At 40.1% G+C, this 25,722-nt stretch carries 22 protein-coding genes and 3 pseudogenes; 22 read left to right on the top strand and 3 right to left on the bottom strand.

Translation table 11 applies throughout. The features are described 5' to 3' along the window. The 15 genes and pseudogenes from AC58U0_RS35795 to AC58U0_RS35725 all read left to right on the top strand — a co-directional run. A pseudogene (locus AC58U0_RS35795) lies at nucleotides 1-210 on the top strand (macrolide ABC transporter ATP-binding protein); the annotation flags it as partial. 130 nt (nucleotides 211-340) lie between these two features. After that, a complete protein-coding gene (locus tag AC58U0_RS35790; protein WP_497383450.1) occupies nucleotides 341-748 on the top strand; it encodes a hypothetical protein in 408 nt (135 codons plus the stop codon). A gap of 161 nt (nucleotides 749-909) precedes the next feature. Next, nucleotides 910-1,458 (top strand): HAD-IIIA family hydrolase, encoded by a 549-nt coding sequence (locus AC58U0_RS35785; protein ID WP_497383449.1) that lies wholly within the window; start codon nucleotides 910-912, stop codon nucleotides 1,456-1,458. A gap of 105 nt (nucleotides 1,459-1,563) precedes the next feature. Then, entirely contained in the window at nucleotides 1,564-1,884 is a 321-nt protein-coding gene (locus AC58U0_RS35780; RefSeq protein WP_497383448.1) for a hypothetical protein, read from the top strand. Between the two features lie 193 nt (nucleotides 1,885-2,077). Beyond that, nucleotides 2,078-2,629, top strand: coding sequence for a hypothetical protein (locus tag AC58U0_RS35775; RefSeq protein WP_497383447.1), 552 nt, complete (start codon nucleotides 2,078-2,080; stop codon nucleotides 2,627-2,629). A gap of 869 nt (nucleotides 2,630-3,498) precedes the next feature. Next, nucleotides 3,499-4,401: an ATP-grasp domain-containing protein gene (locus AC58U0_RS35770; RefSeq protein WP_497383446.1), complete on the top strand. Its 903-nt coding sequence runs from the start codon at nucleotides 3,499-3,501 to the stop codon at nucleotides 4,399-4,401. A 700-nt stretch (nucleotides 4,402-5,101) separates the two neighbouring features. After that, nucleotides 5,102-6,187: an ankyrin repeat domain-containing protein gene (locus AC58U0_RS35765; protein WP_497383445.1), complete on the top strand. Its 1,086-nt coding sequence runs from the start codon at nucleotides 5,102-5,104 to the stop codon at nucleotides 6,185-6,187. A 61-nt stretch (nucleotides 6,188-6,248) separates the two neighbouring features. Then, entirely contained in the window at nucleotides 6,249-6,605 is a 357-nt protein-coding gene (locus tag AC58U0_RS35760; RefSeq protein WP_497383444.1) for a cyclic-phosphate processing receiver domain-containing protein, read from the top strand. A 195-nt stretch (nucleotides 6,606-6,800) separates the two neighbouring features. Beyond that, entirely contained in the window at nucleotides 6,801-7,508 is a 708-nt protein-coding gene (locus tag AC58U0_RS35755) for an IS6 family transposase (protein ID WP_497383443.1), read from the top strand. A 438-nt stretch (nucleotides 7,509-7,946) separates the two neighbouring features. After that, nucleotides 7,947-9,824: a heparinase II/III domain-containing protein gene (locus AC58U0_RS35750; RefSeq protein ID WP_497383442.1), complete on the top strand. Its 1,878-nt coding sequence runs from the start codon at nucleotides 7,947-7,949 to the stop codon at nucleotides 9,822-9,824. A 117-nt stretch (nucleotides 9,825-9,941) separates the two neighbouring features. Next, on the top strand, nucleotides 9,942-11,027 hold the full coding sequence (locus AC58U0_RS35745) for a peptidyl-prolyl cis-trans isomerase (RefSeq protein ID WP_497383441.1): 1,086 nt from the start codon (nucleotides 9,942-9,944) through the stop codon (nucleotides 11,025-11,027). Between the two features lie 125 nt (nucleotides 11,028-11,152). Continuing rightward, nucleotides 11,153-13,210 (top strand): CBM96 family carbohydrate-binding protein, encoded by a 2,058-nt coding sequence (locus AC58U0_RS35740; protein ID WP_497383440.1) that lies wholly within the window; start codon nucleotides 11,153-11,155, stop codon nucleotides 13,208-13,210. A gap of 198 nt (nucleotides 13,211-13,408) precedes the next feature. Then, nucleotides 13,409-14,350, top strand: a complete 942-nt coding sequence (locus AC58U0_RS35735; RefSeq protein ID WP_497383439.1) for a carbohydrate ABC transporter permease — start codon at nucleotides 13,409-13,411, stop codon at nucleotides 14,348-14,350. Between the two features lie 17 nt (nucleotides 14,351-14,367). Beyond that, the gene (locus AC58U0_RS35730) at nucleotides 14,368-15,204 is read left to right on the top strand and encodes a carbohydrate ABC transporter permease (protein WP_497383438.1); all 837 of its coding nucleotides are present in this window, start codon (nucleotides 14,368-14,370) and stop codon (nucleotides 15,202-15,204) included. 109 nt (nucleotides 15,205-15,313) lie between these two features. Next, the gene (locus AC58U0_RS35725; RefSeq protein ID WP_497383437.1) at nucleotides 15,314-16,687 is read left to right on the top strand and encodes an ABC transporter substrate-binding protein; all 1,374 of its coding nucleotides are present in this window, start codon (nucleotides 15,314-15,316) and stop codon (nucleotides 16,685-16,687) included. 19 nt (nucleotides 16,688-16,706) lie between these two features. Here the strand turns inward: AC58U0_RS35725 and AC58U0_RS35720 are convergent. Next, nucleotides 16,707-16,888 (bottom strand): annotated as a pseudogene (locus AC58U0_RS35720) (transposase); the annotation flags it as partial. Next, nucleotides 16,889-17,041, bottom strand: a pseudogene (locus AC58U0_RS35715) (transposase family protein); the annotation flags it as partial. A 232-nt stretch (nucleotides 17,042-17,273) separates the two neighbouring features. Here AC58U0_RS35715 and AC58U0_RS35710 point away from each other — a divergent pair. Next, the gene (locus AC58U0_RS35710; RefSeq protein WP_497383436.1) at nucleotides 17,274-18,989 is read left to right on the top strand and encodes a sensor histidine kinase; all 1,716 of its coding nucleotides are present in this window, start codon (nucleotides 17,274-17,276) and stop codon (nucleotides 18,987-18,989) included. Continuing rightward, entirely contained in the window at nucleotides 18,982-20,562 is a 1,581-nt protein-coding gene (locus AC58U0_RS35705) for a response regulator transcription factor (RefSeq protein ID WP_497383435.1), read from the top strand. Before AC58U0_RS35710 ends, AC58U0_RS35705 begins: the two co-directional genes overlap by 8 nt. 93 nt (nucleotides 20,563-20,655) lie before the next feature. On the opposite strand, the gene AC58U0_RS35700 is transcribed toward AC58U0_RS35705, so the two are convergent. After that, on the bottom strand, nucleotides 20,656-22,137 hold the full coding sequence (locus AC58U0_RS35700) for an SGNH/GDSL hydrolase family protein (protein WP_497383434.1): 1,482 nt from the start codon (nucleotides 22,135-22,137) through the stop codon (nucleotides 20,656-20,658). Nucleotides 22,138-22,484: 347 nt separating this feature from the next. On the opposite strand from AC58U0_RS35700, the gene AC58U0_RS35695 reads away from it, so the two are divergent. The 5 genes from AC58U0_RS35695 to AC58U0_RS35675 all read left to right on the top strand — a co-directional run. Continuing rightward, complete coding sequence (locus tag AC58U0_RS35695; protein ID WP_497383453.1) at nucleotides 22,485-22,841, top strand: helix-turn-helix domain-containing protein; 357 nt, start codon at nucleotides 22,485-22,487, stop codon at nucleotides 22,839-22,841. 488 nt (nucleotides 22,842-23,329) lie between these two features. Continuing rightward, complete coding sequence (locus AC58U0_RS35690; RefSeq protein ID WP_497383433.1) at nucleotides 23,330-24,127, top strand: polysaccharide deacetylase family protein; 798 nt, start codon at nucleotides 23,330-23,332, stop codon at nucleotides 24,125-24,127. A 516-nt stretch (nucleotides 24,128-24,643) separates the two neighbouring features. Further along, the gene (locus AC58U0_RS35685) at nucleotides 24,644-24,832 is read left to right on the top strand and encodes a hypothetical protein (protein WP_497383432.1); all 189 of its coding nucleotides are present in this window, start codon (nucleotides 24,644-24,646) and stop codon (nucleotides 24,830-24,832) included. Between the two features lie 143 nt (nucleotides 24,833-24,975). Beyond that, nucleotides 24,976-25,506, top strand: coding sequence for an RNA polymerase sporulation sigma factor SigK (sigK, locus tag AC58U0_RS35680; protein WP_497383452.1), 531 nt, complete (start codon nucleotides 24,976-24,978; stop codon nucleotides 25,504-25,506). A 55-nt stretch (nucleotides 25,507-25,561) separates the two neighbouring features. Beyond that, nucleotides 25,562-25,722: ATP-binding cassette domain-containing protein (locus AC58U0_RS35675; protein WP_497383451.1), on the top strand; the 161-nt coding region annotated here is incomplete at its 3' end.

The following is a 25,722-nucleotide window of genomic DNA, read 5'->3' as shown; positions in this document are numbered from 1 at the left end:
CGGACGTTGGCCGGAGATCCGGCAATCATTCTGGCGGATGAGCCGACGGGTGCGCTGGATTCAAAGACAGGTATAGAAATTTTGGACATTTTCAAGAGATTGAATGAACAAGGCAGGACGATCGTCTTGATTACGCACGACCTGGGGATTGCGCAGAAGGCGAAGCGGGTTGTGTATTTTCGGGATGGGCGATTGAGTAAGGTTAGATAGGTGGATGTAAGGACCGGGACTCCGTTGGAGTGCCGGTTTGTTTTTTTTTACACTTAGGCATCGGGATTAAGCTAACGGTCAGATTAGTATGGTAATATAATAAAATAATCGAAATCATAGGGGATAAAAAATGAGACAAATAATATATTTCAAATATGATTCTAACCTTGAAGATATTGCATCAAAATTACAAGATATATTAGGTACTGGATATCAGGGAGGTTGGGTTAAAATTGAAAATAAAGTGAACTTAGGTGTTCTGGAATATATCGATTTACAAGTAAATGTTACACTTTCTACAGTCAATGGTAATAGTGTTTTAGAGGGCTATCAGTATGTTCTTGAGTTAAGCAGTGCTGATACTGAAAATGTTAATGGTATTAGATTTGAACAAACTATTGAAACTCTTTGTATGAACTTACCGTGTGAACTTGGTGCTGATTTAGCGATCTTTAAAGATGATAATGACACGTCAAAACTGTTGGTTTATTACTATTCAATGGAAGAGGACAAGGTCGAGACTAGGTGGGTTGATTGATATTGGCACTATTCAATTAAAAGGAGAACTATAGTTGAATAAACATCAATGGACGAAGCTGCCGGCACGATCGGCAGCTTCGTTACGTTAACGGGCAGGATACTTCCAATCATTTAGAGAATTACCAGAATTGTTAACTACACAATGAGGGGGCTATTTCATTGAAAATTCAAGCTGTTTTTGTCGATCGTGATGGAACATTAGGTGGGAACGGTCACTTCATTCATCCTCGTGACTTTGAGTTATTCCCTTCATCTTTAGCAGCATTGCAGTTATTAAAAGACCATGGAATTAAAATATTTGCCCTTACTAATCAACACAACATATCCAAGGGACTAGCGACAGAATTAGAATTTCAAAAAGAATTTGATAGTTATGGATTCGATGCAGCGTATATATGTCCCCATGAGCCTGAAGAAGGCTGTGAGTGTCATAAACCACGACCTGGAATGCTTCAAAAAGCTGCAGCTGAGCATGAACTAGATCTGACTCATTGTGCTGTTATTGGAGATGTGGGTTCAACTGATATGCTTGCAGCTGCCGCAGTAGGAGCCAAAAGAATCCTTGTCGAGACAGGCTGGGGTAAGCAGTCTTTGGAAAAATACCATCATAAATGGTATGAGCAAGCATCACCAGATTTTATTGCGAAGGACCTATTAGATGCAGTGAAATGGTTAGTTGGCAGCCATAACAAACAAGAATTGGTATGACGCTTTAAGCTAAACGCAGTACGAGAGTAATAAAATACCATTGAACGCCAGTCGTTTTATGAAAATGAAAAGCAATTCTGGGAGACTAGACGTAAAGGAGGACTTATGAAGGTTATTAAAGGTATTACGTCTAATGGTCTTAATTACATTGATGAATCTGGAATTGATAAATTTGTTAACTTTAAGGAATGCAATGAGAACTGGATTCTTTACAGAAAAAGAAGTGAAAGCTTAGATGACGAAAAGTTAGAAAGTATTAGATTAAATGATAGATGTATAGGACAAAGAGATATTTGCGCGCGGCCTTACTTTATAGAGTTCTTCACTAGACCTTTTACAAGGTTTGAGTTCGTTGAAGAAGAGGAATTTAAACAACTCAAAAGTGATATAATTTCTGCAGGTTGGTTTACATACGATTTAAGTTAAAATAGCCGAGCTAATCGAACTAGCTAACCATACAAAAACGTTTGCTTTTTTTTATTACACTAACGGAAACGATAGCTTCATAATAAGATCTTGCGGGCTGCCGGTGATAAACTCGGCGGCCTGTTGTGCTAACAAGCAGTTATGCGGAATAATAGTGTTTTAATGTTACCTTAGAAGGAGGGAGAAACGGCATATGGAGATATCAAAGAAAAAAATAGTATATGTTTTAATCGCAAGCATTTTAATTGCAGTGATTGTTATTTATTTTTCAAATAGTACAAATAAACTTTATGGAAATGATAAAGAATCCATACTAAAAGTGATTAAGTCTATTGAGGGTTATGAAAATGAATCAGTTGAGATTTTGGAGATTAAAGATTTTAATGATGCAAGGGTAGTTGTCTTCTTATCAAATAATAATCCAGCATATATTCATTTTTCTAAAAACCCAAAAGGCAATTATGAATGGAGAAATATTGAAAAACATGCAGGTCAGTCATTTTCTACATTCTTAATTCACTTTCACATATCGTTTGATGAATCCAGCAATTCAAAATTTGTGATTGTTACAAATCAAGAAAATAATATTGCAAAAATGGAATTAGAGGTAAATAAACAAGTTATTGAACAAGAGTTTAGTGTAAATCAAAAGTCTGTTACTTGGATTGATTTGCCTAAAGATGATACCCTTGAATTTAAATATAAATATTATGATAGGAACGGTAATCTTCTAAGTGATAATTAACTAAAATGGCTACCGTTTATTGAGCTAACGGGAAACGTTAGTCCAATAGTGGTAGCGACTTGTTCATAGGCAGTCGATTTTTATGTACAAAGAGGATCTGCTTTGGGTGACGAACTACAACCGCGGTTTTAGCATAGTTATGCTCGCCAGGGTAGAGGTTAGAGAAGTTGGAAGGATGAACCCAAGGTGTAGCCTTAGTTTTTTTGCAGAAGGAGAGGTACTATAAAAAGATATGACTATAAATATTTACCAACAATCGTTACACTTAATCCATACATAAACTCGATTCTATGTGGAAAAGGTGTGATGTTATGTCTTATAGTAAAGCTATCATCGTGAGTATACAAAGCATGGTGTCAATTGCTCTTCCATTTGTGTTGTACCAGGTATATGATGATTATTTTCATGAGTACTATATTCATGGATTTCTTGAAGGATTAGGTCCACTATTGGCTGCTATAGGGATGTTAATAATAAATTTAGCTATTCTAAATCCGCTACTGTATGTGCTTTGTAAAAAACACGTCGATAGTGTGTTATTTCTTCTACTACCTCCGATTTTTATTGGGATCTCTGCTTTCTGTCAGTTTGGAATCATGGTCGCACTAGATTAGATGAAGGACAAATACATGCAGGTTTGGAACTAATCATCATATCAACTAAACTAACGGGGAACTATAGCTTAATAACAACATGAAAAGGCAGCCGGTCCAAGTGGATTGGTTGCCTTCTCTCAATTACACGGGCAGGATAGTTTAATCCGACTCACGAATATGTAACACATTTAAGGTGTTTGCGAAGTTCGCAAATATCGTTAGCTGAAACTTCTGAAAGTGCAAGATCAAATCCAATATGGGAGTCGAATCTATATGTTTCTTATTTTTTGTTCAGATCCGATGAATAAAAATGCAGTTGACTTTGATTATGAGAAGGAATATTCCATTGCTAAATCACTTGGGTTTTCTGTCATGTTGATTAGTCTTGAAGAGTTATTGGAAGGCAATACTGACAAGTCCCTAAGTAAGATTAATGCAGTTGAATCTCATGAATCAGCTCTATATAGAGGCTGGATGATGAAGCCTAAGAACTATGAAAACTTATACAACGGATTACAAAAGAAGAATATAATTCTCATCAACAATCCTGATGCATATAAGAATGGTCACTGGTTTCCCAATTCTTATGATAAGATTAAAGACTTTACCCCTTATAGCAATTGGATTCATATTGAAAACCTAAATAATGATTTCGATCAAATCTATAGGAATCTGTCTGAGTTTGGGAACAAGCCGATTATCATAAAGGACTATGTGAAATCTAGGAAACACGAATGGAACGAATCATTTTTCATACCTGATGCTTCGGATAGAAATCATGCAACCATTGTAATCAAGAACTTCATTGATCGACAAGGTGAACACATTAATGAAGGTATAGTATTTAGAGAGTTCGTGAATCTTGAAAGATTATCTATGCATTCCAAGAGTCAGATACCACTCTCAAAGGAATATAGGTTGTTTTATTTCCAAAAACAATTTCTTTTTCAATTCGATTATTGGGAAGATATACATTACGATGATGAGAAACCTGATTTAACGATCTTCAATCGTCTTGCTCAGAATATTGGAAGCAACTTTTTTACGATGGACATCGGAAAGACAGATTCTGGAGACTGGATAATTATTGAAATTGGAGATGGGCAAGTATCTGGCTATCCAATTGATTCAAATATTCTGGGATTTTATAAATCCATTAAAGAGCGTACGGGGTGATTCAGGGAGGGCAGAAGCTTCAGCTAACACCATATTCACGCTTCTGGCCATTCGGCCCTCGGTTCGAACCGAACATCATTACGCTAACGAGGAACGTTAGCTCGGTCAGACTGTGCAGGAGAATTCTAGGCAATAAAGGGGGTAAAACCGATATGCACTTTCAGTATGAAAAAATAATCAAGTTTTAGAAGAGTTTAACCCCTCGTTCGAGTTTGTATTGGACTATTTAAATAAAATGAATGGAATAACTAACTCCTTTTGTACGTACACAATTGATGACAACAATTATGTGCAGTGTGCTGGATCAATGAGCAAATTGACGATTGAGTATAGATCAGGGGAAGAAGGCTCTTTCCGACATTTTGTATTTGGAAAAAAAAGTTTCCTAAAAACCGATACTAGAGTTCTTTATAGTGGTGGAGAGATTCAAGTGAAAAGTAATGAGGTCCTTACGATTAAAGAAGCATCTAACATTTTTTCGTCTTTTATCAAAGAACAGAAGAATTCGAAAGATTATTTTTTGAGGGAAACGACCAAAATGTTTCTAAACTAACGGATACGATAGCTAAATAAACGACCAAAACAAGGCTACCGGTGAATCGGTGGCCTTTTCTCACGAACGGGCAGGATAGTGCAATAAACATATAGAATAAACTGAGAAATAATGATTAAGGATTTCGCAGAAATGGAGCGATTAAAGTTGCAAATCGATCGTAAAGAAATTATTGCTTTAATAAAAGATTCAAACGTCAATGCTATCAAAGTGTTATTTGGACGGGGATGGGATCCGAATTATAAAGACGAGACATTGTCTCCGGGAAGACCCAAGGACTTACCCATAAATTTTGTTATTGAAACGATGAACATGACTCTGTTAGAACTTTTTATTGAGAATGGAGCAGATTTAAATTACAAAGGTGAACCTACATCCGTATATGCTGCACAATGGGCTACTCCCGAAATTCTGAGATACTTAGTTAACAACGGAGCAGATATTAATGCAACTCGTTCAAGTTGGAATACATCAGTTATTGATGGAGCCATTTTTCAAAGAAATGAAGAGCATGCATTAAATATGATCAAAACATTGGTTGACCTGGGGGTAGATATTAAACAATTTGGTGGCAAGGGCCTTTGTAGTGCCGCCTGGAATGGTCAATTATCGATAATTGAATATTTATTACATATTGGTGTTGATATTAATTACCAAGAGGCTGATGCTCAAAGAACCCCTCTACACTCTGCTGTATTTGGTAGTCGTTATGAAGCAGCAAAATTACTTCTTTCTAAAGGGGTAGATGTTACAATTACTGATTCTTATGGGAAACGACCATATCATTTGGCAAAGCAAATTAAGAATGAAGAACTAGTTGATTTACTTTTGAAACACGAACCTTCAGACTTACTTCAAATTGATCTTTGTATTGCAAAGCTTAAAAAAGCAGGTTTGCCGGATAAAGTTATTAAATATCTGGGAACAGAGAATATAAGGATTGATCTACCAAAGTCATTAAGAACAGAGTATATTGTGTTTAATACCATACAGGATGTCACTTTGCTTGAATATGATGGGTATTTGCTCATTGACTTACTAAAAGAAGTTAAACACTATGGTGGGTCGACCATATTGATGTGGTGCCCGAGCAAAAAATGCTTTGCAACGCTGGATGATGAGCATTCGGCATTCGGTTTTATTAACATTACATGGGCTGAGTTATTAAAAAATCCCGATAAGATAATTGATAAAATCTTAGAGGGGGAGTATGCAGCTGAATCAAACGATTAAAATAACGGCGATCGTTTTGCTCAAACGCTGCTAGATAAGCACTATTCAAGAGGTGATTATATTGAAAACAAATCTTTATCTTGATGATTTAAGGGACTGTCCAGAGGGTTTTATTGTGGCAAGAACATTTGAAGAAGCAATACAATGTTTTCAGATATATACAATAGAACTTCTATCACTTGACCATGACTTAGGCGAAGATGAGAATGGAAATGAATTGCGTAACGGTTATGATTTCGTTAAATACTTTTGTGAAAATAGTTTAAGGGCCAACAAAATTTACTTACATACAGATAATCCTGTAGGACGACAGAATATGTATGAAACACTATTAGCAGCACAACGCAGAGGATTTATTGATGAGGATATTGAGATATATCATTATCCGATTACTGCAAACAAATACTCAGGAAAATGATCACTCATTTCGTAACGAAGAACTATAGTTCAATCACCACATGACAGCAGCCAACACACGTTCGGCTACCGTTTTTCGTTGAAGGGAAGAAATATTTCTGGAATATCATTTAATAGGTCATGAGGGACGGTTGTGGTGCAAAGCTCTAATTCATGATAACGTAATTGATAATGTCATGGGATGGAGCAACTTAATTTGGAAACGAAATTGGATTTATTTAAATGGAAGCAATATGAATCGGCGATTATTTTACTAACGGTGAGATGGTATTTGAAATATAGTTTAAGCTATCGAGATATAGTCGAAATGATGAGCGAGCGAGGATTAAAGATTTCCCATACGACGATCATGAGATGGGTCCATGAATTTGGACCCGAAATCGACAAACGAATCCGTCCCTTTTTGAAACCTACAAACGATTCTTGGAGGACTGATGAAACCTACGTCAAAGTCAAAGGTCAGTGGAAGTATCTATATCGGGCAGTTGATTCTATGGGGAAAACCATAGATTTCATGTTATCTGAAAATCGGGATATGCCGGCAGCTAAGCGTTTCTTTACAAAGGCTTTGTCCTCTCCACATAATCAAATCCCACGTGTAATCACCTTGGATAAAAATCCAGCATATCCACCAGCCATACAAGAATTAATAAAGGGGAAATCCCTACCTAAAGAAATCTTTATTAGACAGACAAAATATCTAAACAACATTGTGGAGCAAGATCACCGATTCATTAAGAAAATCACAAAACCGATGCTTGGCTTCAAATCGTTTCTTACAGCGGATCAGACGTTAAAGGGAATTGAGGCTTTACATATGATAAGGAAAGGGCAGGCCGATGATAATTCGACTGGCCTCACTTCTGTTGAATGGCTAAATAAGATATTTGGTTTAGTGGCATAGACAAAGTATAGTTTGTCGGGTAACTGCGAACTTTTTTAAATCCTTGCACCAGAACCAAAAAGACAGCACAAGCCCGACAATTTGGACATTTACTATACTACTAGATCAAATATTTTATTGAGCCATTCAGCAGAGGACAGACGAATTATTTTCGGCCTGCCCTTTTCTTATCCTATGTATACCCTCGATCCTCTTCAATGTCTGTTCTGCAGTTAGAAACGTTTTTGCATATCCCGATTTTCAGATAACATGAAATCAATGGTTTTCCCAATGGAATCCCCAAATTCTAATCCCCAACCCGAAAGGTAAAAATTATACACACATAAGTCTAAATTATCAATTGAGAAAGAAGCTCTGTAAATGTAATTTAAAGATATAAAATTGGAAATCCGATCTAATGGAGAGAAGCAATAACTAACCATGAAAGGAGCAATTTATATGCTTTCGGAACGATATTTAAATGAGAAGTTATCATCTATAATTTTAAAAAACAAGGATTTCAAGCCTCTCCCGGTCTGCGCAGATCGGAAGTCTTGGGAAGAAATTCCTGAACGATATCGAGAAATGTGGATGAAACAAGGCGAGCAGCTACTCAGATTTGAGTGGCCTGTTCTTCCGGCGACCAGCTTTATGGAGTATTATCGCAGGGGCAATCGGAATGTATATGAAGACTCGTTTTTTCGTCGCAGAGGTGTACTGGGTACGCTTACTATTGCTGAGTGCCTTGAAGGAAAAGGGCGTTTTTTAGACGACATCATCAATGGGATTTGGGCCATATGTGAAGAATCCTCATGGTGTGTTCCTGCCCATAACTACTTATCCAGCAATGAGGAGCATTTGCCAGAATGTTCGGATCCTCTCATCGATTTGTTTGCTGCGGATACGGCAGGGCTGCTTTCTTGGGTACACTATTTGTTGAAGAGCCAGCTTGACCTAATAAGCCCACAGATTAGTAAGCGCATACGGAAGGAATTGGACCAAAGAATTCTCACCCCATATTTAGAGAGGACAGACTTTTGGTGGATGGGTTTCGGGGAGCGGGAAGTTAATAACTGGAATCCATGGTGCAACTCCAATTGTTTAACAGCTATATTGCTTGTTGAAGAAAATATTGAGCGGAGACTAAGATTGCTAACTAAAATGATCCGAAGCATCGATTGTTTTATCGAAGTTCAACATTCGGATGGAGGTTGTGACGAAGGGGCCACTTATTGGAATGTCGCAGGAGGCAGTCTATTTGATTGTCTGGAACTGTTGTATCTAGCATCAAATGGTGATATTGATCTATACAATCAATCTTTAATCAAACATCTTGGGCAGTTTGTTGGCAAAACTTTTATTGAGGATGCTTACCATGTTAATTTTGCAGACGGTTCGTCAGTTCCCATACTAGATAGCATGCTTATTTATCGCTATGGTAAGCGTATTCATGATCGTACAATGGTTGCTTTGGGCTTGCATGGATTTCAGAACTATAACGTGGAAAATAAAAGCACACGAAATATATTTCTATTTCGCGAAATTTCAGGTTTGTTTGCCAGTCGTGAAATGGAGCAGAAGATCATAGAAAAGGACCTGTATATCCGTGACGCGTGGCTTCCTGATATTCAAGTCATGACGGCAAGAGAAGAGACGGGCTCCTCTCGCGGTTTCTATTTGGCCGCTAAGGGGGGGCATAATGAAGAAAGTCACAACCACAATGACATCGGACAATTTGTAGTGTATTACAATGGCATGCCCTTTTTAATCGATATAGGAGTAGAAACGTATTCAGCCAAGACATTCAGTCCGCAAAGATATGAAATTTGGACGATGCAATCTGCTTATCATAACCTGCCAACCGTTCGTGGATTCGGGCAAAAGCACGGTAAGGCACATAGAGCGACAGAGATTGACTACCATTGTGAGGATAGCTTTGCGACTGTGTCTATGAACATCACCGAAGCTTATCCTGAAGAGGCTGATATCCGTTCATGGAAAAGGACAGTTTCCTTATGGCGGTCAGAAGAGAGCTTTATAGAAGTAATGGATGATTGCAAGTTAAATAAAGCCACAAATGACATCGCATTGAGTTTGCTAAGCTGCCATGAACCGAGGTTGGTGGCAGAGGGTGAAATCATGCTGGGCCTTGAAGCCGATCAAAGAATTCATCTTAAGCTGGATGGGGAATCTTTTAAGGTGAGTTGGGAAGAAATTGAGTTGGAAGATGCGAATTTGCGTAAAGCTTGGGGTGAAAGATTATACAGAATCCAGTTTAACTTAATCGGAAGCATCAAGGAAGCAGTCTGGAAGCTTATAATCAAACAGGGTTTATAAGCGCCGACAAGCTCATTTTTGCATATGGGCTTGTCGGTATGTTTATGCCCGCGTGAATTGCAATACCTGTATTATTGAAATATAAGTTTCATTGATATAAAAAGGGGGAAGTATGTGATGAAAAAAAGCATTAGATCAATTACATTTGTAATGGTTATCCTTTTAGTAGTCGGCACTTTTGTGTTTTACTTATCCTTGAAGCATAAAGAAGGGACGAATCAAACGGTTGCGTATATCAACCAAGTTGCGATTGATCAACGTGAATTCAATCTATTTTTAAATCAAGTGAAGGCGAATGTATCCAATTATTTCAAACAAAAATACAATGCGGACGATTCTCCATCATTCTGGACCACTAACTTTCAAGGGGAGGTGCCGATTGAAAGAGCGAAGCAAGCGGCATTGGAGCAGATAAAGAAACTAAAAGTTCAACAAATCATGGCCAAGGAATACGGATTGCTGGAGGATCTTAGCTACCAGTCGTTTCTAGATAAGTTATCTAAGGAGAATCAAAGGAGAAAGGAGGCTATGAATAACAAACGTGTTATATACGGTCCGCAACAATATGATGAGTTAGGTTACTATAATTATTTGTTTTCGAATATAGTCATCCAATTGAAGATGACATTAGTTGAGAAAGAGTGGTCATTGTCTGATCAGGAAATCAGAAACAGGTATGAAGAGCTTAAAGAGCAATTTTATAAAAAACCAGACGATGTTAAGGTATTGAAAATCATTTTACCTTTTTCTGATGCTCAAGGGAATCTTGACGAGACAAAAAAAGTGGAAGCAAAAGCAAACATGGATCAAATCAAGCGGCGTCTTGACAAAGGAGAACTTTTTGAGGAGGTAAACCAAAGCCTTCTGAAAGACGATTCATGGAAATGGGATATTGGCGTAGAGATGTTTAATGAAGAAAATTCACGTCGTGATATGGATTCTCGTCACCAAAAAATGTTGGCTGAAGCGCTTAAGCTGTCTATTGGACAAATTAGCGGCGTATTCGAAATAGATCCTAACAGCTATGGTTTAATCAAAATTGTGGAAAGGAAAGCGGTTAGCTATGCTCCATTTGATGAGGTCAAAGATAACGTAAAACAGAAGATTAATGATGAGAAATATGAAGAAAAAGTGAAGAAGACGATTGACGATGCTAAAGTAGAGCTAGTCGACCACGTTTATCAAAAAATACGGATGCAGTGAGAAATTTGAAAGAAGTCAAAATTAACCACAAATAGAGCATAGAAATGCACAGTCGAGTTTAAGAAAATGAACTATACTAAGCGAAGTAAGCGCTTACTAAAATTTATTTCGGAGGAGAATGTCTTATGGTTTTAAAAAAGGGAAATCGCTTTTGCCTTGCGGTATTTTTGATTTTCTCGCTTTTGTTCACCTTGGTATTTTCTATACCCGCAATGACCATTACAACTTTTGCAAACAATACTACTTATTATGTGGATTCCGTAGGAGGCAGTGACAGCAATAACGGGCAAAGTACAAGCACGCCTTGGCAAACCTTGTCGAAAGTAAATGGAGTTACCTTTCAACCAGGCGACAAGATTCTCTTTAAGTCAGGGTCAACATGGACAGGCCAGTTGCACCCGCTTGGCTCAGGCGCATCCGGTTCGCCGATTATTATTGATAGTTACGGTACTGGGAATAAGCCTATTATCAACGGAGGCGGAATTAGTGGACCAGCGGCTGGAGCCACGATATACCTCTATAACCAGCAATACTGGGAGATTAACAACTTGGAAGTGACTAACACTTCAGGCACAGCCGGTGAGAGGTATGGTGTTAGAGTCGAAGCGCAAGACGTAGGTACTTATAATCATATCTACATTCAAGGATTATATATACACGATATAACGGGTACCAACACGAATGCTTTGAAAGGTACTGGAGGAATTCTTGTAGCCGTATCGGGTACGTCGGTAAGAACGCATTGGAACGATGTTAGGATTGACGGTAACACCGTTGTAAGAGCAGATCGAACGGGAATAGCAACGTCGAGCAGCTGGGGAAATAATGATGGTGGTGGCAATTTTGAGCCTTATACTAATCTTGTGATCAGCAATAATAATTTAAACGATATTGGCGGAGATGGCATTGTGATGCGGAGCGCGTTAAACGGACTTGTCGAGTACAATGTCGTTAATAAAGCGCATGCACGGGACACGAATTTTGATGTTGCGATATGGGCGATTAATAGCACGAGTCCGGTGATTCAGTTTAACGAGGCTTACAATACGATGAGCACGAATGATGGTCAAGGTTTCGATTGCGACTACAATCTTACAGGATGCACGATACAATACAATTACAGTCATGACAATGCAGGTGGATTTTTATTAATTATGGGGAGCGGAGCTATTCGTAACGACAATATGATAGTTCGTTATAATATCAGCCAAAACGACCAAGCGCGGATCTTTCAATTCGACAGCAGTTACACACCGTTTAATGCGAACATTTATAACAATACATTCTATATTAGATCTGGCTTAAGCACAATGATTACAACCGGTATAGGTGGCAGCAACCCGCTCTATTTCAAAAACAATATTGTCTATAACCTGGGCAGTGGCAGCTATACGGTTAAAGGCAATGACGTTTATGACTATAACGTCTTTTACGGAAATCATCCTGCAAGCGAACCTAGCGACGCTCATAAACTTACCTCTGATCCGCTATTTATAAGCGCGGGAAGCGGCGGTGTAGGATTAAATTCAGTTGACGGATATAAACTCGGAACAGGTTCGCCAGCACTAGGATCCGGCGTATTGATAAGCAGTAATGGAGGTAGAGACTATTGGAACAACTCGGTATCTTCATCAAGCGCTCCTAATCGTGGCGCTTACAATGGCGCAGCAACACCTGCACCGAACACTTGGGTAGCTCTGGATGATTCTTATGTGCGCGATGGAACCTATGCTGGCGCGAACCAAGCGGGAACGACTTCAGTAACGATAGATACCAAGAATGACGCGACAAGCTACAATCGTGAAGGTTATTTCAAGTTTGATTTTAACAGTTATAGTGGGTCTGTGACATCTGCAACCATTACGCTCACACCAACTTATACTGGACAGAGCGGAATCCAAAACCAGGTGGCATTGGTCAGCGACAATACTTGGACGGAAGGGGCAATTACGTGGAACACCAAGCCTGCTTCTAGTACGATTCTTGGCACCTACACCATTACGGTTGGAACTCCGATTAGCATTAATGTGACTTCCCAGGTGCAGGCAGCCATGGCTAGTGGCAAGAAACTTTCCATACGTGTGTATTGTTCATCTGCAGTGGGATCTGGCACCAATGTAGCCTATGCATCAGGTGAAAATACAAACACTAGCCAACAACCTCTACTTAGTATCACGCCTTAAGCGAATTTAGGAATCAACCTCACTATGCGAAGCAGAGTCCAAGTGGCACGCTTCGTGTAGCGGGGTTGTTTTTTTGCTCAAATGTTGGAAAAGGTAAAAATAGTGCACACATGAGTCAGAATCATCCACAGCGGAAGATGCTTAATAGATTTATTATAAATATATAAAGATAAACTAGATTGTTGATCGAGGTGGAGAATGGAAATTAGCAAATTAAGTGTAAACGCAGTAAGTAGTCGACCGAAAAGAATATTCTGGAATAATGAACGTAAAGAAGCTGTGGCGGGGTGGCTCTTTCTCGCTCCGGAGTTTCTGGGCATTCTGTTGCTCGGTGTGTTTCCAGTCTTCTTTTCACTCTATCTAAGCTTAAGTGACTGGAATTTAGTTGGTGGGCTCGCTTCGATCAAATTTGTTGGATTGGACAACTTCCAAAAGTTATTTCACGATGAGAAGGTCATCATTGCACTGAAAAATAATTTTATTTATACGCTCCTGACGGTACCGATCGGAATGTTTCTGGCGCTGCTGCTTGCAGTAATCATTCACTCGAAGGTTTATTTGCAAAGTTTTTTTAAAGTGGTGTTCTTCATCCCTTATATTTCGTCTATTATTGCGCTTGGCGCAGTATGGAGCGCATTATATCATCCATCGTTGGGACCAATCAATCAAGTGCTGTTTAAGGTTGGTTTCACGAATCCACCGAAGTGGCTGGTAGATACGCACTATTCGATTTATTCGATTATAATTATCGCGATCTGGGCGGGAATCGGCTATCAAATTGTAATTTTTCTTGCGGGGTTGACGAATATTCCGGAGGAAATGTACGAAGCGGCAAATATGGATGGAGCTACATCTTTGCAGAAATTCATCAAAATTACGTTACCGCTGCTTGGGCCAACGATTTCTTTTCTGTTTATCACCCTATTGATGTCTTCATTTAAAACGTTTGACTTGGTTGCTTTCATGACGGATGGCGGCCCGAACGATTCCTCGACGGTACTCGTATATCGTATTTATGAAGAAGGATTTCGAAATTTCGAAATGGGCTACGCCTCAGCGATATCTTGGCTGTTGTTTGCCATTGTAGGCTTCGTTACGCTGGTTTCCTGGCAATTCCAAAAGCGAAATATACATTATTAAGGAAGGGAGAGATTCAGATGCTGTTTCGTAAAGTAACTATTTCGAGGCTGATCGTAACGATGATCATGGGAGCTTTATCGCTTTGTTTCTTGCTTCCTTTAGTATGGATGATATCGGCTGCTTCCAAATTTGAAAAAGATGTGATGGAATTTCCAATTCATTGGATTCCAACGACATGGAATTTTGTTGGTAACTTCAAGGAGGTTTGGCTGAGTAGAATACCTTTCTATCTGTTTTATTTCAATTCATTGAAATTGGCATCCATCATGACAATCAGCACGCTTGTATTTTCTTCGATGGCTGCCTATGCATTCGCGAAAATGCGATTTCGCGGTCGAAACTTTGCGTTTGGCATATTGCTTTCGTTTATGATCATTCCAGAACAGGCAACGCTTGTACCTCGTTATTTACTGATGAGGTGGTTCCACCTTTACAACACGCATATCGGTCTTATCTTAATGGGAATGTTTTCAATTTATTTTACATTTCTATTGCGCCAGTTTATGTTAGGTATCCACAGTGATTTCATTGAAGCGGCGAAAATGGATGGAGCAGGGTATTTTAAAACGTATTGGACTATTGTGCTGCCGCTCTGTAAACCGATTTTGGCGACGGTGGGGATTATCAAGTTTATTTGGGCTTGGAACGACTATCAGAGTCCGCTTATTTTTCTCGTTAAGCAGAAATTATACCCGATCACGATGGGGATACAATTGTTCAAAAATGAATACGCTGATAATTACGCGGTGATCATGATGGCATCTTTATCTGCTATTGTGCCGCTGTTAATTATATTTATCCTATTGCAAAAACAAGTGATTAACGGAATTGCGCTTGGCGGAGTAAAAGGATAAAGTCAAAAAATTGCACAATTTGAACAAAATCATACACACTGTCTCAAAGGGATAAGCTTTATAATTCGATGTATAAGGTTAATTCCTAACAAATTAAGGGGGAAATGAAATGAAGAAGAAAAGTGCCATTCTACTAAGCAGTGTCCTAATCGCAACGTCCATCTTAGGTGGATGCAGTACCAAAGACAGTAAAACAGCAGCGTCAACTGCACCGAAAGAAACTGCAAATCCTCAGGCAACAGCATTGGCAAAAAATGTTACACTAAAGTATTACAACTGGGATAATGATGCAACTGCACCGAATACAAAAAAGCTAATTGATCAGTTTCAGGCTGAAAATCCGAATATTAAAGTGGAATCGGTCGTTCTTGTTCCGACGAACTCCGCAGAAGCCTTGAAGAAGCTAGATGTAACAATGTCTTCAGGCGAGCAAATTGATGTTATATTGCTTCCAAGTATCGATGAAACTGTGGCTAGAGCAGCCCAAGGCGTACTCGCTCCACTGGATGATTTTTACGCCAAAGACAACGTGAAACCGGATGATGAATATTATGTGAATCCAAGAATCAAAGGGAAAACGTATGCTTCCATGTTCACAAGAAGCCAATGGGTTGTGTTGTTAAATCAGAATGCGCTCGATGAAGCGAAGCTGTCTGTTCCTGAGCTGGGTTGGACTTGGGACGACTTCCGCGAGTATGCAAAGAAGTTGAACAAAGGCGAAGGGAACAATAAAAGATACGGTTCTTATTTCCATACCTGGGGTGATTATGCAGATTCTATTCTGTTTAATGAAAAGAAAAATCCGTTTTTGAAGGAAGATGGCACAACACAGTTTGATGATCCTTCGATACAATCATTCTTTAACCTTCGTCGGTCAATGGAAAAGGATGATAAGTCAGTTAAAACCTATGCGGATATCGTCGGTGGTAAATTAAATTATGCAGCAGAATTCTTAAATGAGAAAGCGGCAATGATTGTCACAGGTAGTTGGATGATTGCTGGGATCCAAGACACGACGAAATACCCGCATAATTTTAAAACGGCGTATGCACCCGTTCCTCGTTCTTCTAAGGATGCTGAGCTAGGTTTGACCAGTATAGGTGGGTCGTACTTATCGATTGCGGCGAATTCGAAAAATAAAGAAGAAGCGTACAAATTTGTTCGTTTCATGACTACCAATACATCGGATGCAAAGACAGATTTATCCGGCTGGAAAAAAGCAGATGATAAAAAGACAATTGATGCGATCATTGCAGGGAAGCAAAATTTGTATAACGTTGAATCTTTGCAAAAAGCATTTTTGGATAAACGGATTCATTCCGCAGGCGCTTCAGAGGTTGTAGCTCCGTATTCTCCACAACTAAAGAAGGTATTGGAAGATGGCTTCAGTAAATTTATTTTGAATAACCAAACGGCTGAAGATGCTCAAAAAGAAATTGTGGCGAACGCCAATAAAGTGATTAGCGATAATAAGAAATTTTGAATATAAAGTTAACTTCGCATCACTCAACAGTAAGATCCTTTAAGGTGATCGTATGCGTGAATACACAATCAGCAAAAGGCGATTGAATAACTGCACCTCAAACTGCCGACGGTTGGTGCGAAAGCAGAATTCATCTAAATAGGATTGGAGATGCTTGGGAGCAAGACCGTGAAACGTACCGCCAATAAAGGCTTTCGCATTCCGGCTTTCAAGAAAGTAGTACGTTTGATGCTGGCATTTCGGACAGCAAAATCCTTTTAGCCAACGGATTTGGAACAGATGCTCGCGACAGGCTTGCTCCTAGTTGAACTTTTCTTGAAACCTTTTGAGCGTGATCGTTTCTTGTTGAACCATGACAACCACTCCCGAACAATTGTTTGTATTTATTTTATCGAACAAATGTTCGCTAGTGAATGCCTTCCTGAAGCAACTTGATATTCAAATAAGAAATAAGTGTATTGTTAAGAGTGTTGGAGGGGTGCCAAACGGCGCCTCTTTCACTTTTTACATGATCTAAAAGGTGAGAGCAAGTGGCAGCATGTCGGAGAAGGTGATAAAATTAGAGAGGAAAGAGATGGTGAACTGTATGAATAGTATATTTCAGTTTACGTATTACCGTAGAATTCAGCTCTCGTTTTTCATCTTAATTTTGCTGCCGATTATCGCTGTTTCGTTCATCTCTTTCTCAATTACAAAAAATACGGTGATGAGTAAGATCCGTTTGACAAATCAGGCGGTTCTTGATCTGATGGCCAAAGATATTGTCAAAACGGTCGATGATTTGACCTATGCTTCCAACTTCTTCATACAGGATCGAAATGTAAAAAAACAACTTCGTGCTTTTAGGGACACGGAACATTTAGAAAGCTATGAAGATTATAATCGCCAGCAGGAAATTAAAGATTTCTTCGGAATTGTATTGGCCAAAACGTTGAATGTGGACATTCGGATGTTTCTCGTCAATGGCAAGGGCTTTATAATTCCGCCAAATGATGTGGAGGGTAGTATGGACCAAACCCGGATCTACTGGCAAACAGTGAACTCTCTTGTCGATTTGACCACCCCACAACAGCTGCAATGGCTGGGGATTGTTCCGGAAAGTGATAGACGCGATCAGGCTTACTTCGCGGCTAGAGTGATTCGTGATCCGGATGATAACGCATTGTTGGCTACGCTGTATATTGGCATTACGTATAGCTATTTCGATAAGCTGTTTAAGCAGGCGAATTCAGGCAAATTCGCCTTGTTTGATGCAAGCGGCGGAATGATAGTCGGTGAATCGACCCTTCCTTATGAAAGCGCTCATAGGTCAAGTGAAAACATGCGTACGGAAAAGATGCTGCCCAAGACGGGGTGGAAGCTTGTTTATGAAACTCCGAAACTGGAGGTTACGGGGCAAATATCGCAAACATTTTATTTTTCGCTTTTCTTTGTTATACCTTTCTTTATCTTGTTTTTTATTATTTCGATTATTCTTGCCCGCAAATTGCACCTGCCGATTCATAAGCTGCAGTCAATGGCGAAGCAATTCGGTCAGGGGAATCGAAACATACGGTTTCTGGTCAAGGGCAAAGATGAAATTGCCATATTGGGACAAACATTAAATCAAATGCTGGATCAAATCAATCAGTTGATCTTGAATATCAATGAAGAACAAGAACAGAAGCGGATCATGGAACTGCAGGCTTTATTTGCCCAAATACGTCCCCATTTTCTCCTCAATACGCTAAATTCCATCAAATGCAGTTTAATTTTGACAGAGGATCATGTTCATGGCCGTAAGATTGATTCTTTAATGAGCTTACTGCGAGCTTATCTGAAAATCAACGAGCTGTCTACGCTGCGTGATGAATGCAAATTGCTGGGTCACTACATTGACATTATGAAGTTGAGAAGCGAGATGCACATTGAATTGGACATAAGACTTGCCCCTGAATTAGAGCAGATTCAAGTTCCAAAGCTTTTACTGCAGCCTCTGGTGGAAAACGCGATTATACACGGCTTTGCCGAGAAGATCACAGGCGCCCGGATCGAAGTTAATGCGGAGAAGCTGGACGACTGCATTGAGGTTCGTATCACAGACAATGGAATGGGAATGTCGGAAGCAGATCTTGCTGCATTGCGTGAAAATTTACGAAAACAAGAAACGGACAAGCAGGCTTCATATAAAAGGGTAGGTCTGATCAATGTGAAACAACGTCTGCAGCTTACTTATGGTTCATCCGCGTTTATGGATATATGCTTAAACGAACAAAATGGCGTAACGGTTGTGCTGAATTTCAAGGGGGATACGCATGTATAAAGTCATGCTAATTGATGATGATGTGCCTATGCTTAAATATTTGCGGCAGATGATCGACTGGAAGCAGTTAGAGTTGCAGATCGTTGCGGAAACGTATTCCAGTGTAAAAGCGCTGCAGTTGTTTAAGGATGTACTGCCCGATATCGTGGTTACGGATATTGGGCTGCCGCAAATGAATGGGCTCGAGTTAGCCGCTGAATTTATTCGCATGAAACCGGATGCCCGCATCATCTTTTTAACTTGCCATGAAGATTTCCATTATGCCAAGCTGGCACTTAAGTCAGGGGCAGACGACTATTTAATTAAAGATGAATTGACAGCGGAACAGCTGGAACATAGTCTGAGCAAGTCGCTCAAACTTCTTAAGGTTGCGGAAGTAAAATCGGAGCAGAATTTGTATCGGGAGGATTTAAATCGGAATCGGGATATTCTCATGCAATCTTTCTTTCAACAGCTGTTACAGGCAAACGATGAGAAATCGCTGCAGGGTTATGCCAAGAGGCTTGGAATTCGTTGGGAATACCCTGCATTCATACTCGGTATCGGTTATATAACCTATTCCACCCTTGTTCCTCACTATAGCTATAAAGACATCAACCTGATTCGTTACGGAATTTATAATATCGCTCGGGAATTAGCGAGTAATTATGACGGAATCACCGTTTTTAACGATAAAGAATATTTAATTGTTTTGCTGAATTACCGTTATTCTTTGAAGCTGAATGTGCAGCAATATATCCAAGCTTTTTTGGACGAACTGCATCATAAATGCGTTCAGTATTTAAAGGTGCAAATCCGCTTTATTTTGGACTCGAACAGACAGGAATTATCTGCTTTGGGCTTTGCCTACCATCACATGACTCGGCGCAAGTATAGCCTATATTATTTGGAACCGCCCACTGTCATATGGTCTTTACCGGAAATCGTCTCACAGTATCATCTGATCTCCGGACTGTTCGAGCAGGAACATAACGATTTCATTTGTGCTATAAACGAGAATGACTCCACTCTTTTGGAGAAAGCACTGCAAAATATGATGGAGAAGGCGCGAATGAAGCAAGTCGAACCTGTAGCGTTTATTCAACACTTTGCAAAATGGCTTTATCTCAAAGAAATGCAATATGCGAAAGTAAGTACCGATGAGTCATTTTACTCCTGCTTTAAATCCAATTTAACATTAGGCGATACAATGGGGCTTATGCGTTGGAAGCTTATACAGTTTATGAATTCTCAGCATGCTTTGGATGAACCGGCTACTAATGAACCGAAGATGGATGTCATTGATCATTTTATCACACAGCATCTTGCGGAAAATATCACCTCGATTGATGTTGCAAATCATTTGTTTTTGAACCCAAGCTATTTCTCTCGTTACTTTAAACGAATGGCAGGGGAAAACTTTACCGAATACATTCATCGCTTTAAAATTAAACTCGCTTCTCAAATGCTGAAAAACAGCACGGATTCAACTGAAATGATTGCTTTGAAGCTTGGCTATTCAGATCGCACCTATTTTTCCAAGGTATTCAAAAAATATATCGGAATGACACCAGGAGAGTATAAATCAAAATGAATTCATGAAACCGAAATAATTAAAAGCTGGTTATTTGACACAGTAATAGCCTGCCGAAGATCGGCAGGCATAGTACTATTTGAGAGCGATGTATCAGTTCATAGTAAACTCCACATCGTCTACTAAAATCCATTGGTTGGCAGCGGCATTGGAGCTAAACCCGATGGTGGCCTGCCCATTCGTCACTTGAATATTGGGTATGACAATCTGTGTGTAGGAGCCGCTTGCTGAAATATTTGCATTCAACTGTGTCCCGCCGAAATTCGATACTTGCATTTGGGCAGTGCTCTGACCTCCGCTGCTCTGTACATAAGCTTTCAAAGTATAGGTGCCGTTCGTCAAGCCTGTCACGGTTTGGGAAGTTGTGACTTGATAAGCGTAAGTACGCCAGTGAACGAGTCTTAATGCTCCGGTATGAGCGACTAATGAACCATCTACCTCCGTAAAATCTGCTTCCGGATTGAGTCCCGAAGCAACCCAACCGGTTACTGCGCTCGTTTTGAAGCCATCGATCTCGAAACCTGGATTTTGTAGCAGCACAAAGGGTTTTATAATGGGAACCAACAGGTTTGCTGCTTTTTGATTTCCTGTTGGATTTGGATGTATACCGTCGTAATAATCTGATGAAATTAACCAGCCTGTTGTATCGACGTAATGTACCTTCGTGTCACCAGCAGCGATGCGTACATTTACGGCTGCAAGTGTCGGAGTGGCTTTAAAACCGCCAAAGGTTCTCATAACGAAAATATGGGCGACCGGATATTTAGCACGAATATTTTGCAGAAAAGTAGTATACGTACTCTGGAAATCAGCATCGCTGACGTTAAAAACGTTATCGTTTGTACCTATGTTGATAACGACTGCATCCGGTTGATACTGTTTGAAATCCCAAGTAGGCGAACTTGGGTCAGTTACAGTTTTCATCTTGAAAAATTGATTGCTCATACCGATTGAATTTGGAGAATAACAGGCTACACCGTCCTGCAAACAAATGCCGGTATAAGCAATCTGAGTGTGTTCTGCTCCCAGTTGCTCTCCGGTTTTCCAAGCGTAAGAATCTATTGCGATTTTGGGGTTTAAGTGACCTACTGTAATCGAATCACCAATAAATTCGATCAATCGACCTTGCAGTGACGGTGGCGAAGTTAATGCACCAGCATCCAAAATGAGACCTTGGAAATTGATGAAGTCCGTTTTGTCCCTAGCGATCACTTGCAAACTGTGTGTACCGGAAGCTAAAGGGGTAGGCGTTAAATTGATGGTGCCACTAGCACCTGGATAGAGTACGTCAGCACCATTATCGATTTTCACGTAAAAATTGGAAGCAGTAGCTATCTTGATTTTTACAGTGGTACCGCTAAAATTTACTTTGAAATACGCACCAGGCCAAAAACTGTTGTACTGTGTTGTATTACTTTTGTCCCAACGTCCGAAATAGTGAATATTGGTGTCACTCGGTGTACCGTCTCCCACTGCAGCCAATGAGACGCTTGGAATAATAAAAAGTACCGAAAGTAAACACATAATGAGAAAAGCATTCCAACCCTTTTGAATAATACTCATTTGGTATTTCATCATTTCACTCCTTATTAATTTAATATCATAATGGTAACGCTTACCTAAAAGTGTTTGAATGGTTAATTTAGTCTTTTTCGTGCAATATTCTTACATGGATCCATAAATATTTTCATTTACATGTACACGTTTCAAGTGATGTTATGGGTATTAAAAGAGATCATATGGGTAGGTGGGATTTTGAAAAGATCAAGTACCAGGGTTTAAATGACGGGTTCAAACATTCCGCTCCCTCAGAGAATAAGGATTTTCTCACGAATGCTCGCTCATTCGCAGGATTTCAATATACATGTTAAATAGGAGTTCTGGTGTTTGGTAGTGTGTGGCAGGCAGTTCCGTTAGAGCGCATGCGGGAACAGAAGGTGCTGATCGATTTTACAATATTTTCCATAAAAAAGTTATACTGCACGCTTCTCTCCACAAGGTCCTTGGGGATTCGAGCATATCTCCGAAACGGTCACTTCAATGGATATGGCTACTTACTTACATCTCAATCCAAGCTATTTTCTCGGTATTTCAAAAAAATGGCTGGGATCAATTTCACCGATTATGTCCATAAATACAAGATGTTGTTAGCATTCAATATGTTGAAAAGGAAAGAATTGTCCATAGAGCTTGTTTCCTTGAAACTGGGGTATTCTGATAGGAATTATTTCACGAAAATATTCAAAAAATATGTTGGCCTTTCTCCTGGGAAATTTTAAAAAAAGAAATAAGCCATCGAAGGATGGCTTTTAAGGAAGGCGGTTGGATGCCAAAGTGGTCTTCACCTGGAGAGCGCAGCGCTATGCCAGGAACATTAATTGATGTGCTTTTCGTATACAATTGTTAAAGGAATTGAAGTTTATGACGCGCAGTCGGCTTATGAAGGCTTGCTGAAACATTGTACAGGTTCTAATAGGACTGCAATAGCTGACTCTGGATTGGGCCGGAGCCTCTTTTTAAGGTATCTTATCGATTGTGCAGCGTTTTCGCTAGCATGATGTTTTAACCGCATTCGTTGAATGGGTGGAGCATAGAAAAGCACCGAAAAAATCATCGCAATGGCGTTAAAGGATAGCTTTGCTCCGAATGGGGCTTTGTGATGAAATGATAGAGCGAAGCAAGTTTACTATGGCATCATCATAAAATTCATTATCGCATTACGTCTTGCCGATCATAAAAGTATACAATCGAATATGGAGGGATTCCATTGCGCGTTCGTTACGATCGCTTTCCCGGCGGACTTCACAAGGCGCTCACGCTCAGCTTTGACGATGGGCGGGTGCATGACCGTAGATTCGTGGGGAAGCTAAATGAGTATGGCATTAAAGGAACATTTCACTTAAATAGTGGTTTTCTTGGAAATGAAGGGTACATTACTGCGGAGGAAGTCTCCGCGCTGTTCGCGGGACACGAGGTGTCGGCGCATACGGTTGATCATCCTTTTCTCGAGCAATCTCCTTCGGAACAAGTCGTCCGTGAAATCATCGAGGATCGGCAAGCGTTAGAAACGCTTGTAGGTTATCCGGTGCGCGGGATGAGCTATCCGTTCGGTACATATAACGATCATGTAGCTTCGATGCTGCCTAAACTCGGCATTGAATATGCGCGAACCGTAGACAGTCATGGGAACTTCAGTATGCCGTCCGACTTTCTACGGTGGCATCCGACCTGTCATCATAAGCAAATGGTTGAATTCGCTGAGAAATTTACTGCGCTCGAGCAGAGGCACTCACGGATGGCGTTGCTTTACGTGTGGGGCCACAGTTATGAGTTTGAGAACGACAACAATTGGGAGTTGATCGACCGATTTGGAGAGGTGATCGGCGGGCTACGCGACATTTGGTATGCCACGAACGAAGAAATTGTTGCTTATATGCAAGCAGTGGAGCGGCTCCGGTTTTCGGCGGATAACCAAATGGTGCACAATCCTTCGGCCATGTCCGTTTGGGTAAGTGTGGAGTGTGAATCCGTAGAAATTCAGGCGGGCCAGCTTCTGAAGTTATAATAGTTATTGGCAATGAAACCTAATTTTCTCGATAAGAAATAAAATGGAAAGAGCAGTTTGTAGGTTGTCTTCTACAACTACTTTTTTATTCGTCACTAATATTGTGTTATGAAGTCCATAATTCTATCTATCAATTTCTCATTTATTGTCCGTTATTCAAAAATTGTAATCCACTTCTTAAAGTCTGTCGCGGTAGGTTATACGTATTATATTTCCTTTAATCGAGTATTTAAAAAACTAACGGGCATTACACCGGGGGTCTATCGAAAATAAACTGATGGCAGATTGAAAGAGCTGCTGTCTGCATCGTCTATAATAGCTGCTGTCAATGGGACAGCAGCTATTATTTTTTTGCATATCCTGTCATTTCTTGTCGAGTGTGTGCCGCAACTGCTGCTCTTGCCCTATATCAAAATCTGTTATAACGGTTTTAAAGTGTTAGTTGTCAGTACTCGGCATGAAGAAGTAGTATACAGAGGCCGAGTAAATCAATTTTAACATAAGGAGGATGCACCCATGCCTGCAAGAAGTCAAGCAACAGTGAAGCCTGGGTGGAGTGATACACCTACGGACGGCGGACGATTTGGCACGGATGCATTTGGGGATCATGACGGTAAAGCTGCGCTGCAAGGGTGTATGAAAAATGTCCGTATTTACTCGGTTCCACTTCAAGCGGAAGATCTAAAGCAAATGATGAACGCCTAAGTATAGCGGAGAAATTGGTTATAAGTGAAAACGTGGTTAGCTTGGATTCGCCAGCGAAATTATGTTCCAGTTGTTACAAATAAGCTGATTGGAAGAGCTTTAACCGAGCAGTTCTTTGTTTTGAATGCGAAAACAGTGAAGTAATTACGTTGCTTCGTGTTCACAACCTCAAAAAATTCGACAATACAGGAGAAGATCTAGAGGATTTGATTTCCATTGGGACGATCGGATTGATCAAAGCCATCGAATCGTTCTCGCCGAACAAAGGGACCAAGCTCGCGACGTTCGCCGCTCGCTGTATTGAGAATGAGATCCTTATGCATCTACGCTCGCTGAAGAAGACGCGGAAAGATGTGTCCTTGCATGACCCCATCGGAACGGACAAAGAGGGAAATGAAATTACTTTGATCGACATCCTTGGCACGGAGGCCGACGATGTCGTGGATAAGGTGCAGCTCAAGATAGAGAAGAGCAAAATATATCGGAACTTAGAGATCTTGGACGATCGCGAGAAGGAAGTCGTAGTCGGAAGGTTCGGGTTAGAGCTCGGCGGGGAAGAGCGGACGCAGCGGGAGATTGCGAAGGAGTTGGGGATTAGCCGCTCCTATGTATCGCGGATTGAGAAACGGGCGCTCATGAAGCTGTATCATGAGTTTTATAAGGCGAAGAGGTAAGGTTGATAAGTCGCATACTTCATTTATTTGGCATCAGATAATGGAGGCGAAGTGAATGACCTTAATCCAAATTGAGCATGTGAGTAAGCACTATGTAATGGGCGAGGAAACGATTCGGGCTTTAGATGATATTTCGTTACAAATTGATCATGGCGAGTTCGTGGCGATTATGGGCCAGTCGGGCTCGGGGAAATCGACGTTGATGAACATCATTGG

This window comes from Paenibacillus sp. J31P190, from assembly GCF_059692075.1.
Note: the sequence above shows the minus strand (reverse complement) of the source record. Positions and strands in the feature narration are given on the sequence as shown.

What these genes read in the sequence shown, in the direction of transcription:
- AC58U0_RS35790 (WP_497383450.1), top strand. Translation starts at nt 341, where the DNA reads ATGAGACAAATAATATATTTCAAATATGATTCTAACCTTGAAGATATT.
- AC58U0_RS35780 (WP_497383448.1), top strand. Translation starts at nt 1,564, where the DNA reads ATGAAGGTTATTAAAGGTATTACGTCTAATGGTCTTAATTACATTGAT.
- AC58U0_RS35775 (WP_497383447.1), top strand. Translation starts at nt 2,078, where the DNA reads ATGGAGATATCAAAGAAAAAAATAGTATATGTTTTAATCGCAAGCATT.
- AC58U0_RS35770 (WP_497383446.1), top strand. Translation starts at nt 3,499, where the DNA reads ATGTTTCTTATTTTTTGTTCAGATCCGATGAATAAAAATGCAGTTGAC.
- AC58U0_RS35750 (WP_497383442.1), top strand. Translation starts at nt 7,947, where the DNA reads ATGCTTTCGGAACGATATTTAAATGAGAAGTTATCATCTATAATTTTA.
- AC58U0_RS35745 (WP_497383441.1), top strand. Translation starts at nt 9,942, where the DNA reads ATGAAAAAAAGCATTAGATCAATTACATTTGTAATGGTTATCCTTTTA.
- AC58U0_RS35740 (WP_497383440.1), top strand. Translation starts at nt 11,153, where the DNA reads ATGGTTTTAAAAAAGGGAAATCGCTTTTGCCTTGCGGTATTTTTGATT.
- AC58U0_RS35735 (WP_497383439.1), top strand. Translation starts at nt 13,409, where the DNA reads ATGGAAATTAGCAAATTAAGTGTAAACGCAGTAAGTAGTCGACCGAAA.
- AC58U0_RS35730 (WP_497383438.1), top strand. Translation starts at nt 14,368, where the DNA reads ATGCTGTTTCGTAAAGTAACTATTTCGAGGCTGATCGTAACGATGATC.
- AC58U0_RS35725 (WP_497383437.1), top strand. Translation starts at nt 15,314, where the DNA reads ATGAAGAAGAAAAGTGCCATTCTACTAAGCAGTGTCCTAATCGCAACG.
- AC58U0_RS35710 (WP_497383436.1), top strand. Translation starts at nt 17,274, where the DNA reads ATGAATAGTATATTTCAGTTTACGTATTACCGTAGAATTCAGCTCTCG.
- AC58U0_RS35705 (WP_497383435.1), top strand. Translation starts at nt 18,982, where the DNA reads ATGTATAAAGTCATGCTAATTGATGATGATGTGCCTATGCTTAAATAT.
- AC58U0_RS35700 (WP_497383434.1), bottom strand. Translation starts at nt 22,137, where the DNA reads ATGAAATACCAAATGAGTATTATTCAAAAGGGTTGGAATGCTTTTCTC.
- AC58U0_RS35695 (WP_497383453.1), top strand. Translation starts at nt 22,485, where the DNA reads ATGCGGGAACAGAAGGTGCTGATCGATTTTACAATATTTTCCATAAAA.
- AC58U0_RS35685 (WP_497383432.1), top strand. Translation starts at nt 24,644, where the DNA reads ATGCCTGCAAGAAGTCAAGCAACAGTGAAGCCTGGGTGGAGTGATACA.